This is a genomic window from Azospirillum sp. ST 5-10 (assembly GCF_051225715.1).
Classification (GTDB): Bacteria; Pseudomonadota; Alphaproteobacteria; order Azospirillales; family Azospirillaceae; genus Azospirillum.
Genome location: NZ_JBPJSP010000009.1, coordinates 156,560 through 171,337 on the forward strand (window position 1 = coordinate 156,560; position 14,778 = coordinate 171,337).

General features: G+C 71.4%; 21 protein-coding genes and 1 tRNA gene. 14 read left to right on the forward strand and 8 right to left on the reverse strand.

Going from position 1 to position 14,778, the window contains the following annotated elements; translation table 11 throughout:
• The first annotated feature begins 29 nt into the window (after positions 1-29).
• Both mnmA and ACSBPG_RS13070 read left to right on the forward strand, forming a co-directional pair.
• Positions 30-1,148 carry a tRNA 2-thiouridine(34) synthase MnmA gene (mnmA, locus tag ACSBPG_RS13065; protein WP_435537605.1) on the forward strand — a complete coding sequence of 373 codons (1,119 nt, stop codon included), beginning with the start codon at positions 30-32 and terminating at the stop codon, positions 1,146-1,148.
• An 87-nt stretch (positions 1,149-1,235) separates the two neighbouring features.
• A tRNA-Met gene (locus ACSBPG_RS13070) sits at positions 1,236-1,310 on the forward strand.
• Here ACSBPG_RS13070 and ACSBPG_RS13075 read toward each other — a convergent pair.
• From ACSBPG_RS13075 to ACSBPG_RS13110, 8 genes are all read right to left on the reverse strand, one after another.
• Complete coding sequence (locus tag ACSBPG_RS13075) at positions 1,267-3,015, reverse strand: recombinase family protein (protein ID WP_435537653.1); 1,749 nt, start codon at positions 3,013-3,015, stop codon at positions 1,267-1,269. The two genes, ACSBPG_RS13070 and ACSBPG_RS13075, sit on opposite strands and share 44 nt — an antisense overlap.
• Before the next feature lie 76 nt (positions 3,016-3,091).
• The gene (locus ACSBPG_RS13080; protein WP_435537606.1) at positions 3,092-3,304 is read right to left on the reverse strand and encodes a hypothetical protein; all 213 of its coding nucleotides are present in this window, start codon (positions 3,302-3,304) and stop codon (positions 3,092-3,094) included.
• Positions 3,305-3,444: 140 nt separating this feature from the next.
• Positions 3,445-4,998: a DNA cytosine methyltransferase gene (locus tag ACSBPG_RS13085; protein WP_435537607.1), complete on the reverse strand. Its 1,554-nt coding sequence runs from the start codon at positions 4,996-4,998 to the stop codon at positions 3,445-3,447.
• A 5-nt stretch (positions 4,999-5,003) separates the two neighbouring features.
• On the reverse strand, positions 5,004-5,399 hold the full coding sequence (locus ACSBPG_RS13090; RefSeq protein ID WP_435537608.1) for a hypothetical protein: 396 nt from the start codon (positions 5,397-5,399) through the stop codon (positions 5,004-5,006).
• Entirely contained in the window at positions 5,396-5,617 is a 222-nt protein-coding gene (locus tag ACSBPG_RS13095; RefSeq protein ID WP_435537609.1) for a hypothetical protein, read from the reverse strand. The genes ACSBPG_RS13090 and ACSBPG_RS13095 overlap by 4 nt, the downstream gene beginning before the upstream one ends.
• A gap of 280 nt (positions 5,618-5,897) precedes the next feature.
• Positions 5,898-6,086 carry a hypothetical protein gene (locus ACSBPG_RS13100; RefSeq protein WP_435537610.1) on the reverse strand — a complete coding sequence of 63 codons (189 nt, stop codon included), beginning with the start codon at positions 6,084-6,086 and terminating at the stop codon, positions 5,898-5,900.
• A 9-nt stretch (positions 6,087-6,095) separates the two neighbouring features.
• A complete protein-coding gene (locus tag ACSBPG_RS13105; RefSeq protein WP_435537611.1) occupies positions 6,096-6,392 on the reverse strand; it encodes a hypothetical protein in 297 nt (98 codons plus the stop codon).
• Between the two features lie 190 nt (positions 6,393-6,582).
• Complete coding sequence (locus ACSBPG_RS13110) at positions 6,583-7,263, reverse strand: LexA family protein (protein WP_435537612.1); 681 nt, start codon at positions 7,261-7,263, stop codon at positions 6,583-6,585.
• Positions 7,264-7,365: 102 nt separating this feature from the next.
• Here ACSBPG_RS13110 and ACSBPG_RS13115 point away from each other — a divergent pair, with 102 nt between their 5' ends.
• The 12 genes from ACSBPG_RS13115 to ACSBPG_RS13170 all read left to right on the forward strand — a co-directional run bounded on the left by ACSBPG_RS13115 (position 7,366) and on the right by ACSBPG_RS13170 (position 14,726).
• Positions 7,366-7,590: a helix-turn-helix domain-containing protein gene (locus ACSBPG_RS13115; RefSeq protein ID WP_435537654.1), complete on the forward strand. Its 225-nt coding sequence runs from the start codon at positions 7,366-7,368 to the stop codon at positions 7,588-7,590.
• A gap of 169 nt (positions 7,591-7,759) precedes the next feature.
• Positions 7,760-8,233, forward strand: a complete 474-nt coding sequence (locus tag ACSBPG_RS13120) for a hypothetical protein (protein ID WP_435537613.1) — start codon at positions 7,760-7,762, stop codon at positions 8,231-8,233.
• A gap of 4 nt (positions 8,234-8,237) precedes the next feature.
• On the forward strand, positions 8,238-8,588 hold the full coding sequence (locus ACSBPG_RS13125; protein ID WP_435537614.1) for a hypothetical protein: 351 nt from the start codon (positions 8,238-8,240) through the stop codon (positions 8,586-8,588).
• A 3-nt stretch (positions 8,589-8,591) separates the two neighbouring features.
• A complete protein-coding gene (locus tag ACSBPG_RS13130; protein WP_435537615.1) occupies positions 8,592-9,269 on the forward strand; it encodes a hypothetical protein in 678 nt (225 codons plus the stop codon).
• Positions 9,270-9,271: 2 nt separating this feature from the next.
• Positions 9,272-9,655 (forward strand): hypothetical protein, encoded by a 384-nt coding sequence (locus ACSBPG_RS13135; protein ID WP_435537616.1) that lies wholly within the window; start codon positions 9,272-9,274, stop codon positions 9,653-9,655.
• Entirely contained in the window at positions 9,652-9,843 is a 192-nt protein-coding gene (locus tag ACSBPG_RS13140; RefSeq protein ID WP_435537617.1) for a hypothetical protein, read from the forward strand. Before ACSBPG_RS13135 ends, ACSBPG_RS13140 begins: the two co-directional genes overlap by 4 nt.
• Before the next feature lie 8 nt (positions 9,844-9,851).
• Positions 9,852-10,274, forward strand: a complete 423-nt coding sequence (locus ACSBPG_RS13145; RefSeq protein WP_435537618.1) for a hypothetical protein — start codon at positions 9,852-9,854, stop codon at positions 10,272-10,274.
• The gene (locus tag ACSBPG_RS13150) at positions 10,267-11,265 is read left to right on the forward strand and encodes a phage Gp37/Gp68 family protein (RefSeq protein WP_435537619.1); all 999 of its coding nucleotides are present in this window, start codon (positions 10,267-10,269) and stop codon (positions 11,263-11,265) included. Before ACSBPG_RS13145 ends, ACSBPG_RS13150 begins: the two co-directional genes overlap by 8 nt.
• Complete coding sequence (locus ACSBPG_RS13155) at positions 11,262-12,995, forward strand: bifunctional DNA primase/polymerase (protein WP_435537620.1); 1,734 nt, start codon at positions 11,262-11,264, stop codon at positions 12,993-12,995. The genes ACSBPG_RS13150 and ACSBPG_RS13155 overlap by 4 nt, the downstream gene beginning before the upstream one ends.
• Positions 12,992-13,282 carry a hypothetical protein gene (locus ACSBPG_RS13160; protein ID WP_435537621.1) on the forward strand — a complete coding sequence of 97 codons (291 nt, stop codon included), beginning with the start codon at positions 12,992-12,994 and terminating at the stop codon, positions 13,280-13,282. The genes ACSBPG_RS13155 and ACSBPG_RS13160 overlap by 4 nt, the downstream gene beginning before the upstream one ends.
• The gene (locus ACSBPG_RS13165) at positions 13,279-14,082 is read left to right on the forward strand and encodes a hypothetical protein (RefSeq protein WP_435537622.1); all 804 of its coding nucleotides are present in this window, start codon (positions 13,279-13,281) and stop codon (positions 14,080-14,082) included. The genes ACSBPG_RS13160 and ACSBPG_RS13165 overlap by 4 nt, the downstream gene beginning before the upstream one ends.
• Positions 14,079-14,726 (forward strand): hypothetical protein, encoded by a 648-nt coding sequence (locus ACSBPG_RS13170; protein WP_435537623.1) that lies wholly within the window; start codon positions 14,079-14,081, stop codon positions 14,724-14,726. The genes ACSBPG_RS13165 and ACSBPG_RS13170 overlap by 4 nt, the downstream gene beginning before the upstream one ends.
• Positions 14,727-14,778 lie beyond the last annotated feature (52 nt).

Genomic DNA, 14,778 nt, shown 5'->3' on the forward strand with positions numbered 1-14,778 from the left:
CGCCGCACGGCCGGCCCATATGGGGCACCATGAATTCGCTCGGCCTTCCCAAGCGCCCGCAGGACACCCGCGTCGTGGTGGCCATGTCGGGCGGCGTCGATTCCTCCGTCACCGCGGCCCTGCTGCGCGAGGAGGGCTACGACGTCGTCGGCATCACGCTGCAGCTCTACGACCACGGCGTCGCCCTGCGGAAAGCGGGGGCGTGCTGCGCCGGCCAGGACATCTACGACGCCCGCCAGGTCGCCGACCGCATCGGCATCCCGCACTACGTGCTGGATTACGAGAGCCGTTTCGGCCAGGACGTGATCGACGACTTCGCCGACAGCTACCTGCGCGGCGAGACGCCGATCCCCTGCGTGCGCTGCAACCAGCGGGTCAAGTTCCGCGACCTGCTGAACACCGCCCGCGACCTCGGCGCCGAGGCGCTGGCGACCGGCCACTACGTGCGCCGGATGGCCGGCGCCGCCGGGGCGGAGCTGCACCGCGCCGTCGACCCGGGGCGCGACCAGAGCTATTTCCTGTTCGCCACGACGCGCGACCAGCTCGACTTCCTGCGCTTCCCGCTGGGCGGACTGACCAAGCCGGAGACGCGGGCGCTCGCCGAGCGCTACGGCCTGGCGGTGGCCGACAAGCCGGACAGCCAGGACATCTGCTTCGTGCCCGGCGGCTCCTACGCCGACGTGGTGGCGCGGCTGCGGCCCGGCGCCGTCGAGCCCGGCGACATCGTCCACGTCGACGGCCGCGTGCTGGGCCGCCACCGCGGGATCGTCCACTACACCGTCGGCCAGCGCAAGGGGCTGGGGATCGGCGGCTTGAAGGGCGAGGAGGAGCCGCTCTACGTCGTCCGCGTCGAGGCGCCGACCCGGCGCGTCGTGGTCGGCCCGAAGCGCACCCTGGCCCGCGCCCGGGTGCGGGTGCGCGAGGTCAACTGGCTGGGCCCGGCGGCGGCGCCCGGCGAGCCGGTGGCGGCCCAGGTCAAGCTCCGTTCCGCCCAGCCGCCCGCCCCGGCCACCGTGCGCCTCGCCGCCGACGGCACCGCCGAGGTGACGCTGGACGAGGCGCAGTTCGGCATCGCTCCGGGGCAGGCCTGCGTCATGTACCGGGACGACCGCGTGCTCGGCGGAGGCTGGATCGCGGCCGCCGCGTGAGCGCCACCGAACGGTCACACAAGCGCTTGACACTCCCGGCCGCTTCGCCTATCTAACCGGTCCCGGCCGGCGACGGCCGGACCCGATGGCAGCGTAGCTCAGTGGTAGAGCAGGGGAATCATAATCCCTTGGTCGGGGGTTCAAATCCCTCCGCTGCTACCATCATTGCAGTCCTTCGGCGACTGCCGCTGGCGGCCTCGCCCGACCCGGGTCGGGCGAGGCCGATCAGTTCTTCGATCCTCCCCAGCACCTTCAGTTCGGTGACCCCTCGCTCTGCGCCGGGATGCACCTCGATCCGCGCCACCAAGGCGCGCAGGTGGGCCATGGCCTCGGCCCGGGCTTCGTCGTCCTGCGCCAGCGACAGGGCGCTGTGCAGCGTGTCCAGGCGGCTGCGGTACAGGTCGACGGCTGCCGGGTGCAGGCTGACGACGGTCGCGCCTTCCTCGGCGGTCAAGGCCGCCCACTCCGCGGCGAGGTGTGCCCGCTCCCCTTCCAGCTCCCTCAGCTTCGCCTTCATGGTCGGGCTCGCCACGCCGTCGGCGATGGCGTCGACGATGTTGGCGCACTGCCGCTCGACCTTGGCGAGGCGCGCCTTGACCTCGTCCCGCCGGCCAGCCGATTCGCGGGCCAGGCGCCGGCGCTCGGCCTGGTAGGTCTCGACGAAGACGGCGACGGCGCGCGGCGACAGCAAGCGCGTGCGGATGCCGTCGAGCACCCGGCGCTCCAGGTCGCCCATGCGGATCGTCCGGCCGTTGGCGCAGGTGCCCGCCTCGCGGTGCACCGAGCATGCGAGCTGATCCTTGCTCTTGACGGTGTAGGCACCGCCGCAGCAGCCGCAGCGGATCAGTCCGGACAAGGCGTGCTTGGCGCGCCGACGCTTGTCGACGCGCATGTGCGCGAAGCCCGCCTTGATCGCCTGCACCGCGTTCCAGATCTCGTCATCGACGATGCGCAGCTCGGGCACCTCGGTGACCACCCACTCCGCCGGCGGGCGCGGCCGCGAGATGCGCTTTCCCGTCTCGGGGTCCTTCACCATCGTCAAGCGGTTGTAGATCAGGATCCCGATGTACGCCTCGTTGTAGAGGATGCCGTTCTTCCGGCTGGCGCTGCCGTTGATCGTGCTGGCGTTCCAGTGGCCGCCCGACGGCGACGGGATGCCGTCGCGGTTGAGGCCGGCGGCGATGGCGCGGGGGCTGAGGCCGGCGGCGTACTCTTCGAAGATGCGGCGGATGGCCTTCGCCTGGTCGGGATCGACGCGGCGCTTGCCGCGGATCAGCTCGCCGCGGGCGTCCAGCTCCCGCACCAGCGCATAGCCGTACGATAGGCCGGCCGGAACGCTGCCGGCGATGGCGCGGCCCTGCTGGCCCCGGCGCACCTTGGCGGCGAGGTCCTTGAGGAACAGCGCGTTCATCGTGCCCTTGAGGCCAACGTGCAGCTCGCTGATGTCGCCTTCCTGGACGGTGGCGATGCGGACGCCGGCGAACCCCATCCGCTTGTGGATGGCGGCGATGTCTTCCTGGTCGCGCGACAGGCGGTCGAGGCCTTCGGCGATCACCGTGTCGAACAGGCCGGCGCGGGCGTCGTCCAGCAGGCGCAGGGCCTGCGGCCGACTGCGCAGGTGCGCACCGGACAGGGCGTAGTCGGCATAGACGCCGGCCACCGTGCCGCCGTGGCGCGCCACCCATTCCTGGCAGAGGCGCACCTGATCGTCGATGGATCGCTCGTGCTGGTTCTCCGACGAGAACCGGGCGTAGATGGCTGCGCGCATGTCAGAGGGTCCGGGCCGTCTTGGCGTCCTGCTCGGCCCGATGGTGCGCGCGCGCCAAGCCCCGGGCAAGGGCACGCACGAAATCGTCGAGGATGTCATCCGCCGACCGATGGTCGGCGGGGATGCCCCCGGCAGGCCGTTCAAGAGGAGGAGGTTGGGCGCGCGGCATGCCGTCTCAGCCTTGCCGCTCGCGCCGGCCGGTGGCGGGGTTGTAGACGCGGGGCCGCCAGCGGCGGCCGGCGGTGCGGTCCTCGTCCAGGAAGCGGGAGACGAGGGCGGTCACGACCGAGAACCCGCCGCGCCGGCGCAGGACGCGCCACGCCATGACGGCCTCATAGAGCTGCGCGCCGCGCACCTTGGCCCGGTTGTTCCACCGGGCCCGGCACATCGGAGAGCAAAATTCCTGCGCGGCATCGCTGGGGCGGTAGGGTTTCGCGCACTCCCGGCAGGGGCACTCAGCGTAGCGGCCGCCGCGTGACGCTGTGGAGGCCTCTGGCGCGACGCGTGTACACGGCTTGCGCATCACGATCACTCCGCGGCGACGGCCGGCGCGCTACGCGCCAGCTCGAGGACGTTGGCGAGGACGTGAGCCGCCGCCCATGGAGGCGACACGCTGTTGCCGCACATGCGGATCTGGGCGGCCTTGCTGAAGCGCCGGCCGTCGTGGCCGCGGTCGATGACGTAGCTGTCCGGGAAGCCCTGCGCGCGGAACAGCTCGCGCGGGGTGAGCATGCGCATCCCGATGTCGACGATCTGCCAGGCGCTGCCGGCGACCGTGACTAGCCCGAAGCGGGCCTTGGTCGGCACGGTGTGCAAGGGGTCGCGGCAATCCTGATCCTGCCCGCCCTCGCCGTAGTATTTGGTGAGGAACGCGCGCACCTCGGCGACGTGGCTGCCGCCGGCGGTCACGGTCGGCATGGGCTGGTCAGGGTGCTGGCCGTCGCGGCAGGTGCCGTAGAGCTTCATCAGGCTGGCGGCGGCCAGCATCTGGTGGGACCCGGCGTTGAGGATGGTGGATGTCGGGCCGTCGACGCTGTGGCCGACCGCGCCTGTGTTGTGCTGGACCATCCATGGCATCACGAGCGCGCTCTTTCCGCCACCACCAGCCGTGACGGTCGCGGACGGCTCGTCAGCTCCGTGGCCGACGCTCTGGCCGAACTGGCGGGAGAGGTAGGGCGCGATGACGGCGTGCTTCCCGCCGCCGCCCCCATGGGTGACCGGGATGATGAACGGGTCGGCGTGCTCGATCACGTACCGGCGCAGGCCGGCGAAGATCCGCCTAAGGGTGTTTTCCTCGAGCGGCCGCTTCACCTTCAGCAGCTTCGCCTCTTCCTTCATCAGGAAGATCGACGGGCATGGGATCGACCAGTCGATGACGTCACGGGCTGCCGTGCGGTAGGGCAGCAGCGCGCCGGCCAGCACCTCAGGGCTGGTGGCCGGGCCGTGCGTCGCGGCCAGCCAGACGATGGGGCGCCCGTCGCACCGGGCGATCACCGCCAGGCGCTTGCGGATCGTCGGGGCGCCGTAGGTGCAGGCCCGGCTCTCGCGCCACTCCACCCGGTAGCCGAGGCGGCGCAACTCGCCGACCCACTCCCGGAAGGTGTGACCGCGCCGGTCCGGGCAGGGGTGGCCGGCCTCGGTGAGCGGCCCCCACGTCACGAACTCCTCGACGTTTTCGAGCATCAGCACACGCGGCCGGATGCGCATCGGGAGCTTGGCGTAGGCCACGACCACCCACGCCAGATCGCGGATGTGCTTCTTGCGCGGCACGCCGCCCTTGGCCTTGCTGAAGTGCGTGCAGTCCGGACTGAACCACGCCAGCCCGATGGGCCGACCGCGGGCGACGTCCGCCGGCGAGGCCTGCCAGATGTTCTGGCACCAGTGGTTGGTCTCCGGGTGGTTGGCGCGGTGCATCGACACCGCGTCCTCGTCGTGGTTCAAGGCCTCGTCGGGCGAGCGACCAAGGGCCATGCGGATGCCTTCGCATGTGCCGCCGCCACCGGCGAAGCCAACAACGATGATCTCGTCGGGGCTGGGTTGCCGAGGGCCATGGGCGGGAAGGTCGAAAAGGATGCCGTCCATCGCGGTCAACCTTCCCGATCGGCGCAGACGCACACGTCTTCGCCGCAGTGGTGGTCGTCGTCTTCCGGCTCGTCAGCGAGCATCGCTTCAATCGCCGCATCGGCTTCGGGGCTGGACCAAAAATCCAGCTCCCGCAGCTCCTCGAAAGCGGTTCGGAAATCCCACTCGTCGTGCTCGTAGGAAACGCGCCGATAGACGAGAGGCGTGCCCTTCAGCAGAGAGACGAATGGCAGGGACCGACCGGCGACGCGCTCGCGCTGGTGGCGCGGCCATCCGCGCGCCGGCACATCGGTGGTTTCGTCTCCATTTGCCGTGGTGAAGTCGCCCAGCTTGTAGCCGTGGCGCTCGCAAAGGATCTTTACCGCTCGCTTGGATAGCTTCTTCAGGATGCGGAGGTTCATGCCTCGCCCCCGCGCCCTTTCGCCGCCAGGGCGGCGTTGTGCAGGGTGATGAGGTGGGCGGCCAGGGCCGCCGCGTCCTCGTCGGACAGGCCGGCGTCGCGATGGGGATCGACCGTCAGGACGCAGGCGGCCGGGCCGTCCTGGCCGACGTCGGCGAGGATCACGCCGGGCTCTCCGTCGGGTCGCCAGGGCAGCGCCAGCAACTCGGCGGCCGTCATGACGCCACCTGCACGCCGAGGGCGAGGGCGAGGGCGAGTGCGGCGACCTTGATCGTCGTGCCTGTCGTCTCGCCATCGACCAGGTAGGTGCGGAGCATAGGCATGCCTCCGGAAAGGCCCCCGGCGCGGGTGCGCCGGGGGTGAAGGTTGACGGATACTGAGGTCGAGGCCGGGACAGGCTCCCGGTGGGCCCCGCCGGCCGGCGGCGGCCGGAAGAGGCGGCGGGGCCGCCCCCTCGGGTCGCCGTCGCCGGGCCGGCACGCAGCCGGCCCGGGCGGGGTCACGCGGCGTGGTCGAGGCCGCGGCGGCGGGCCAAGGCGCGGGCGGCGTCGCCGTGGCGGGCGATGTCCTCGCGGCTGTAGCCGGCGGCGAGAAGGTCATCCTCGGTGCAGCAGCCGCCGGCGGCGGCGCGCTCGCCCATCAGCTCGGCCATGGCGCGGGCGGCGTCGGCGGGGGTGGTGTGGCGCATGGTGGACCCTCAGCAGGCGGTGCGGGGATAAACGCGCCCGTGCTCGCCCAGGCGCAGGGCGAGGCGCTGGTGCGGCAGGCGCTCGACGACGACGCGGCGCGGGATGGCGAACTGGGCGTGCCAGTCGTCGGAAAGCCGGAGCTGCGCCAGCTCGCACAGGCCGGCGTCGTAGGCGGCGACGGCGGCCGCCAAGGCGCCCGGCCTGGTCTCGACGACGCGGCGCGGCGAGCCGACGGTGACGGTGGCGACGTGGTGGGACGCGAGATGCGCCGGCACCTTGTCGAGCGGGAGATCGGGGAGCTGCACGCGAAGCCTCCGGGAAAGATCCCCGGCGGGTGATGGAGCAACCCGCCGGGGGAAGGTTAGGGAGGAAACGCCCACTCGGGTGGACGCGTCACGCATATATGCGCCTACGCATAACGCGTGTCAACGCGAAAAATACAAGCGCGTATAACGGCGACGCTTGTGATGCGCGGTTATTCAGATCGGAGGGTGCTTAGCGCCGAACGAAGGTGCGGTACGATCCGACGACCAGGGCCGAAATCACGATGCTCTCGACGTCGTCATCGTGCCCGTCGTTCAGGGGGATCGGCTTTTGAAATGCCGGGTGATCGGACTCTGGCATCAGCCATGGCACGCCGTCGTGGACGACCAGCTTCTTGACGGTGGCTTCGATCAGGGCGTCGTGCCGATGCCGCTCGACAACGACGTAGTCGCCTTCGCGGGGCTCGGACATGATGTCCTCGAAGCGGATGCACTCGACGACCGCACCCTCCGGAAAGACCCGGTTCATGCTGGGCCCCCGGACTTCAAGGCCGAAGCGCTTGATGTTCGGAAACTGCGGATGCGGTGGGAGCGACACCGAGTACCACTGCTCTCTTTCCCATTCCACCGCTTCGACCCACTCTCCCGCCTGCACCGCGCCCAGCACAAATACAGGTTGGAGCGTTAACTCTTCATTGACCCGTTCGCCGAAAGCAAACTGCTGCGGCGTCTCGCCCGCAAGGTCGCTCAGTGCGACGATTTGATCGAACTCGGGTTCCTGCATCCCTCGTTCCCAGCGGCTGACGGTCGGCTGGGACACGCCCAGCAGTTCAGCAAACTCGTGCTGGTTAAGCCCGCGGGATTTGCGGAGCCGACGGATACGTTCTGCGAGCGGGTTCATGAGGTAGGGCATATTCGCTGGCGTATCACAAGGCAAATACGAGCGCACATAATCAACCAAATTACCTCTTGCGCTGATATGCGCATGCGCATAAATTCAGCGGCCATGAACCCGATGCGATACATCCGCAAGCACGTCCTCGGCATCTCGCAGTGCGAGCTGGCCCGGATCGCGTGCACCACACAGGCGACCGTCAGCCGATGGGAGCGCGGCGAACTGGAGCCGTCGCAAGGCGACTTGGCTCGCATCCGCACTCACGCCCTCACCTCGGCAGCGACGTGGGATGACGCCTGGTTCTTCGAGCCCCCGGCTCCGGAGGGGCAAGGAGCCGGGCGATGACGCTTCCGCCTACGCGCGGCGCGGCGGTGCTGGCCGTCCTGGCGACCCTGGCGCTGTGGGTGGTGTGGGCCGCGCTGCTGCGGCCCGCGCTTGGTGCTGGTGTCCATGACGGCAGTATCGCAGGTGGAGCGCCACCCGTCTTGTTCCATCCACAGGAAGGGATCGGACAATGAAGCTGCGGCAGCCGGGCACGCTCAAGGACGGGGTGTCACAGGCGCTCGTCATCCTCGGCGACGACGGCGCGAGCCGCGTCGCGGGCAAGAGCACGCGGCTCGTCCGCTACTGGGCGGACCCCGATGACGACGACCACCATCTGCCGGCCTATCAGATGGTCGCGCTGGACCGCGCCTGCATGGCCGCGGACGCCGCGCCGCCGCTGCTGGCGGGCTACCGGGCCGAGCTGCGCCGCGGGCGCTGCCGCTCGGCCGATCCTCTGGCGCTGGTGGCGGCCCTGATGATCGAGGTCGGACAGGCGACGTCGGCGGTGTCGGCGTCCCTGTCGGCGCGGTCGGCCGGCGGCTCGCGGGTCACGCCGGAGGAGCTGCGGGCCATCCTGCAGGAGTGCGCCGAGGTGCACGCCGTGGTCGACCGCCTCGAGGAAGCGGCGCAGGCGGCGGCCGAGCTGCTGGGCGCGGGGAGCTGACACCGTGGGCGCGCTGCCTCCCCTCACCGCCCTGGCCCTGGCCGCCAACGGGGCGAGCCTCGGCCGGTGCTGCGGCGACGCGGAGCGGGCGCGCCTGACCGAGGCGGTGGCCGCGGTCGCCGCCGACCCGCCGCCGCCGGGCGGCTTCGCCGGCACCTTGCTGGCCGAGGCCATCGCCTTTCTGGACGGCGGCGGGGGCCGCGACGCGCTGGGCCGCGCCGCCGCCGCCTACTGCGCCTCCGTCGCCCCGTGCCAGCGCGCGGCCGCGCGCGGCGGGGCGACCCCTTCAACCCCGGCCGCGACCGATGCGCAGATGACCTTCGCCGCGCTCGCCGCCGAAGCCATGGGAGAGTAGACCATGTCGAGTGCGACCAGCAGCATCGCCCGCGAGCCGGCGCCGGCGCCGGACGCCGAGGACAAACCGCGCAAGCGGGGGCGCACGGCGGAAACCGCGCTGGCGTTCGCGCGGGCGGCCGTGGAGCCGGGGGGTGCCGGCGAGTGCGTCACCGTCGGGCAGCTCTACGACCTCTATGTGGCCTACGCCACCTGGCACCAGGCGCGGGCGCTGGACCGCGTGCACGTGGTGCGGCTGTGGGCCGAAGTGGGGCTGGTGGTCTCCACCCGTCTCGGCGTCGAGGTCTATGCCGAGCGGCGGGTGAGCTGGACGCCGTGGGGCGGCCTCGCCGGGCGGACGCTGGTGCTGCCCGCGGGGCTCGGTCCGCAGGACGTGGTGGCGCTGCACCGGACGGCGGCCGAGCGGGCGCGGCAGATCACCGGCGAGGGATGCCGCCCGGCCGCCGACGACCGGTATCCGCCGGGCGAGCTGGCGGCGGCGGGGGCGGCCTACGCGCTGTCGGCGTTGGCGCACGGGCTGGCCGCGGGGTGGCGGCGCCGGGCGGTGCTGGGGCTCGCGTGGCTGGTGTGGCCGTGGTCAGCTGCCTGGTGGAAGCCGAGGGACGCCGGGCGCGACCTGGACCGGGCCGGGGCGCTGCTGGTCGCGGAGCAGGCCCGGCGGCTGCGGACGGGGGAGGCGTGACCATGGCGGTGATCACGCTGTGCGGCTCGACCCGCTTCAAGGCCGCGTTCCAGGAATGGGCGGCCCGCCTAACCCTGCAAGGCAACGTCGTCCTGTCGATTGCGGTGTGGCGCGGCATGGGGCGCGCCGACCCTGCGCCGGACGAGAAGGCGATCCTCGACGAGGTCCACCTGTCCAAGATCCGGCTTTCGGACGCGGTGCTCGTGCTCGACCTGCCCGTCGACGGGCAGCCGTACATCGGCGAATCGACGCGCAACGAGATCGCCTTTGCGGAGCGGCGAGGATTGCCGGTGCTCTACCTTTCCGCCCTTCAATCGGACTGGTGGGCCGCGCCGGAATACCGGTATGCGCCCGACCCGCGCGGCCCCTCGGAGGTGTGGTCATGACCGCCCCCGCCCGCCTCGACGTGCTGCCGCTGGTCGACCGGATCGGCACCACCGGCATCCGCCTGCTGAGCGACCTCGGCGACCGGCAGGCGACCCTCTTCGCCCGGGCGATGGCGGTCGACATCGCCGACGAGCGCGGCACGTGCACCGCGCTGCGCGGGCGCTGGCTCGACCTGGTGTGCGGGTGAGGTGCGGCATGCGAGCGCTGTCCATCCGGTCCCCCTGGTGGTGGTGGATTTTGCAGGGCGCCAAGCCCGTTGAGAACCGCCCGAAGCCGACCAAGATCCGCGGCACGATCCTGGTGCACACGTCGAAGTGGTGGCGGACCGTCGACGTGCTGGAAGAAATGTACGAGTTCAGCCCGATCGCCGAGCGCGCCGGATGCCCGAAAGTCACCGCCCCGATGGTCCGGCCGTCGATTGGCTGCATTGTCGGGCAGGTCGCTATCGTCGACTGCGTCACCAGGATGGAGTCTCCCTGGTTCTTCGGGCCGTACGGCTACGTGCTTGAACGCCCCGTCGTCTACGAACGCCCGATCCCCTGTAAGGGCATGCTGGGCTTCTGGACCCCGCCGGCCGAGGTGTTGGCGGCTCTGCCGGCGGTGGTGCGCCATGGGTGAGCGCAGCGGGATCGAGTGGACGGACCACACCTTCAACCCGTGGGTCGGCTGCACCAAGATCAGCCGGGCGTGCGATCACTGCTTTGCCGAGGGGTGGGCCAGGCGGTCCGGGCACGTGCAGTGGGGCGGCGAGCGCAAGCGGACGACGACGACCTACTGGCAGCAACCCATCAAGTGGAACCGCGCGGCCGAGGCTGCCGGGGTTCGGCCGAAGGTGTTCTGCGCCAGCCTCGCCGACGTCTTCGACAACCAAGTGCCGGCTGAATGGCGGGTGGACCTGTGGGCGCTGATCGCGTCCACGCCGCACCTTGACTGGCTGTTGTTGACCAAGCGCCCGCAGAACATCGGCAAGATGCTGCCGGGCAGCCACGTCGAGCAGCTGGTGGAGCGCGACCTTCCGCCGTGGCCGTGGCCGAACGTTTGGCTGGGCACGACGGCGGAGAACCAGCAGGAGGCCGACCGGCGCATTCCGCACCTGCTGGCCGCGCCGGCAGTGGTGCGGTTCCTCAGCGTGGAGCCGCTGTTGGGGCCGGTGGATCTCCGCGCGACCGCCGATGACGCGCTTGACGATCTCTGCGGCGACCGGCCGGCCCTCGACTGGATCATCGTCGGGGGTGAGTCCGGTGCGCAGGCTCGGCCGATGCATCCCGATTGGGTGCGGAGCCTGCGCGACCAGTGCGCGGCGGCGGGGACCGCGTTCTTCATGAAGCAATGGGGCGAGTTCCGCGAGTTCGACACGGGCAGCCCGGCCGTCGACGTGGTGGAAGCTGATGCCGATTTCGAGACGGCACCCAACCCGGCCGCCCTGGGTGCGATCCGCCCGTCGTTCGTCGCTCTCGACGGCCGCCATTTCCAGCAGTTCGGCGAGGTTCCCGAAGGGCTGCCGGTGCGACTGATCGAGCGCGTCGGCAAGAAGGCTGCCGGTCGCCTGTTGGACGGCGTGCTCCACGACGCCATGCCGCCGCCGGTGTTCGACGGGGGCCGGTCATGACCGGCGAGGTGCCCGGCCCCGAGCTTCAGGAGGCAGCAGCGCAGTACGCCGGCCTCGGTTGGCCCGTCTTCCCGTGCCAGGAGCGCGGCAAGGTTCCTTGCAAGGCCGAGGGCCTGATTGAACACGGGGTGCTCGACGCCAAGAGGTCCCCGTTCTGGGTAAAGCAGTTCTGGGGCCGCTGGCCGCACGCCAACGTCGGCGTCGCGGCCGGCGAAGGTGCCGGCTGGTGGGTGCTCGACGCCGACATCGACCAAGCCGCGGGAAAGGATGGATTCGCCACGCTGGCGCTCCTGCAGGACCTGTTCGGCGAGGCGCTGCCCGAGACGCTGGGCCAGTCGACGCCGTCGGGCGGTCGGCACTGGCTGTTCAAGTGGCCGGGCCATGCGGTGCCGAACAGCGCGTCGAAACGGCTGGGCCCGGGGCTCGATACCCGCGGCGACGGCGGGTACATCGTCGTCGGCCCTTCGATCCACCCCAACGGCGGGCGGTACAGGTGGTCGGGTGATCCGGCGGCGACGCCGATCGCCGCGGCGCCGGACTGGCTTCTCCGCCTGCTGGTGGGCGGGGACGAGGACCTGGAGTGGTGCCGGGCACGGGTCGAGGGCAAGACGCTGCCGGCGTGGCTGGCGAAACGGCTGGACAAGCCGCAGCCGGTTTCCGCGGCCCGGCCGCTGCCGGCCGGTGGTGTGCACCCCTACGCGCGCGCCGCCCTGGAGGACGAGTGCAAGACGGTCCGGCAGACCTTGCCGGGCAATCAGAACAATGCCTTGAACGAGGCCGCGTTCAAGCTGGGCACCCTAGTGGGCGGCGGCCACCTGCCGGAAGGCTTGGCGCGTCAGCACCTGATGGCGGCGGCGTTGGCGTGGTCCTGGGACCCGAAGAGGGGGCCGTGGAAGCCGGAGAAGCTGGCGAAGATCATCGACAGCGGGCTGACCGCCGGCGCCAAGGAGCCGCGTGACCTGCCACCGCCTCCGGCCCGGGGCGGGCTTGGCTCCCGGCGCGGCGGGCGCGCCGGTGCCGGCGGGATGCTGCGCCTCGATCCGGAGCGCCGGGGCGAGGCGGTTGAGCGGGCGCGGACGCTGTGGCGGTCGCGCCAGGCGCTTGAGCGGACCCCGGCGGCGCGCTGGCTGGCCGCGGAGCGGATAGACCCGGCGGGGCCGGGCGGCCGAGGCGGCTGGCCGGTGCTGGGGTTCGTGCCGGCGCTGACGTACGAGGTGGCGGCGGCCGGCGGTGGCGTCTCGGCGGAGTTGGGGCGCTGGCCGGCGCTGGTCGCCCCCATGGCGCGCTGGGGCGAGGACACGGACGGACGGCCACTCCTGTGCGGTGTCCTGGCGCTGTGGCTGGCCGACGACGGGCGGCCGGCGCACATCGTCGACGGCGGGGGCACGGCGCAACGCGCCATGCGCGGCCTCGGCGACTGGTGGGGCGCCGCTGTGCGGCTCTCTCCGCTGGGGGGCGACCGGTTGCTGTTGGCGACGGGCTTGGCGGTGGGGCTGCGCGCCCGGATGGCGCGGCCCGATCTGCCGGTTTGGGTGGCGGGCAGCCTGTCGGCCATGGCCGGCCTCGTGCTGCCTCCGTCGATCGCCGAGGTGGTGGTGCTGGGGGCGGAGAGGGCCGGCGACGAGGCGCGGGCGCGGACGCGCCATGCGCTCGCCCGGGGCGGCCGGGCCGTGGGCTTTGGCGACCGCACCGCGGCGCGCGCCGGCGCACCGTGGAGGGCGACGGGATGACGGACGAGATGGACGCCCGGAAGCTGGCCCTGGAATGGATCGGGCAGACCCGCCGTGCCCCGGCCGACGTGTACGCCGAGCTGCTGCGGCTCTACGGGCACCCGGAGCGCCGGTGCGCCCGGCCCCGGCAGCCGCGGCGCATCTGGTCGGACGTCTATGACCTCATGTGGCCGATGATCATGGAGTCGCCGACCTACGCACAGCGCGTGGCGCGGGCGGTCAAGGCCGCCCGGTTGCGGGGCGACGCCGTGGACGGTCATGACCGGCGGGGGAGGGTTGTGGCGTGACGCTGCGAGTGCTTTCCCTTGGCGCCGGCGTGCAGTCGACCACCATGGCGTTGATGGCGGCTCATGGAGAGATCGAACCGCCCGACTTCGCCGTGTTCGCCGACACGGGCGCGGAACCGGCACCCGTCTATGAGCATCTGCGTTGGCTGATGAGCGGCAACGTCCTGCCCTTCCCGGTGCACATCGTCTCCCGCGGCAATCTTCGTTCCAACCTGCTGGAAGGGGTCAACGCGGACGGTCACCGGTTTGTAAGCATTCCGTTCCATGGGCGTGCCCCAGCCGGCAAGCCGATGATGGCACGACGGCAGTGCACCGAGGAGTACAAGCTCAAGCCGATCCGGCGGTTCATAAGGGACCGCTTGGGCGTGAAGCGTCCGCGTCCCGGCTCCTGCACCATGCTGGTGGGAATCAGCCGTGACGAAGTCGAGCGGATGAAGCCGAGCCGGGTGAAGTACATCACCAACACGCACCCGCTGATCGACCTCGGCCTGCGCCGCTGGGACTGCCTGCGTTGGTTGGAGCGCAACGGGTACCCGACGCCACCGAAATCGGCCTGTTGCGAGTGTCCGTTCCGCAAGAATGAAGAGTGGCGCTGGCTGCGGGACAATGATCCGGCCGGGTTCGCCGCAGCCTGCGCGGTTGACGCGGCTCTACGGGCGAACGGTAGGGCCGGACGCTTCGAGGCCGCGCTTTACCTGCACCGCTCCCTGGTGCCGTTGGCCGAAGCCGACATCCGCAGCGACGAGGACCGCGGGCAACTGGATTGGATCAGCGAATGCGAAGGGATGTGCGGAGTATGACCGGCGATCCCCTCCCCGCGCCCCTCCCGGTGGCGAAGAACGCTCTCAACCGGCACGGGTCGGCGGCGTACGAGCACGATCCCCACGACTGGTACGTCGAAGAGCCCTGGTGCACCGACGAGCTGCTGCGCGCCGTCGACTTCGCCGGGACGGTGCTCGACCCGGCGTGCGGCATGGGACGGATCGTCGAGGCGTGCCGGCGGCACGGGCTCGACGCCATCGGGTCCGATCTGGTGGACCGGGGCTATCGCCATTGCACGCCGCTGGTCGACTTCACGCTGCCGGGCGCCTGGCCGGCGGGCAGCTTCGACAACGTCATCTGCAACCCGCCCTACTACAGCGGAAAGGGCAGCGTGGCGTTCGTCGAGGCCGGCCTGAGGGTGGCGCGCCGCCGAGTGGCGGCGTTGGTGCCGCTGCCGTTCCTCGCCGGGCAGCGCCGGCATGCGCTCTACCGGCGGGCATGGCCGGTGAGCCACGTCCTCGTCCTGTCCCGGCGGCCGAGCATGCCGCCGGGACGCCTGCTGGTCGAAGGCTCCGTCACCCAGAAAGGCGGGAAGGAGGATTACGTGTGGATCGTGCTGACGCACGGCCATGGCGGGCCGCCCGTCGTCGATTGGCTCTTGCCGGACGCGCGCCGCCCCTGAGGCGCACCGAACGTCGACGACCGGACCTCAGGGGGCGGTGCCGGCCACTGCG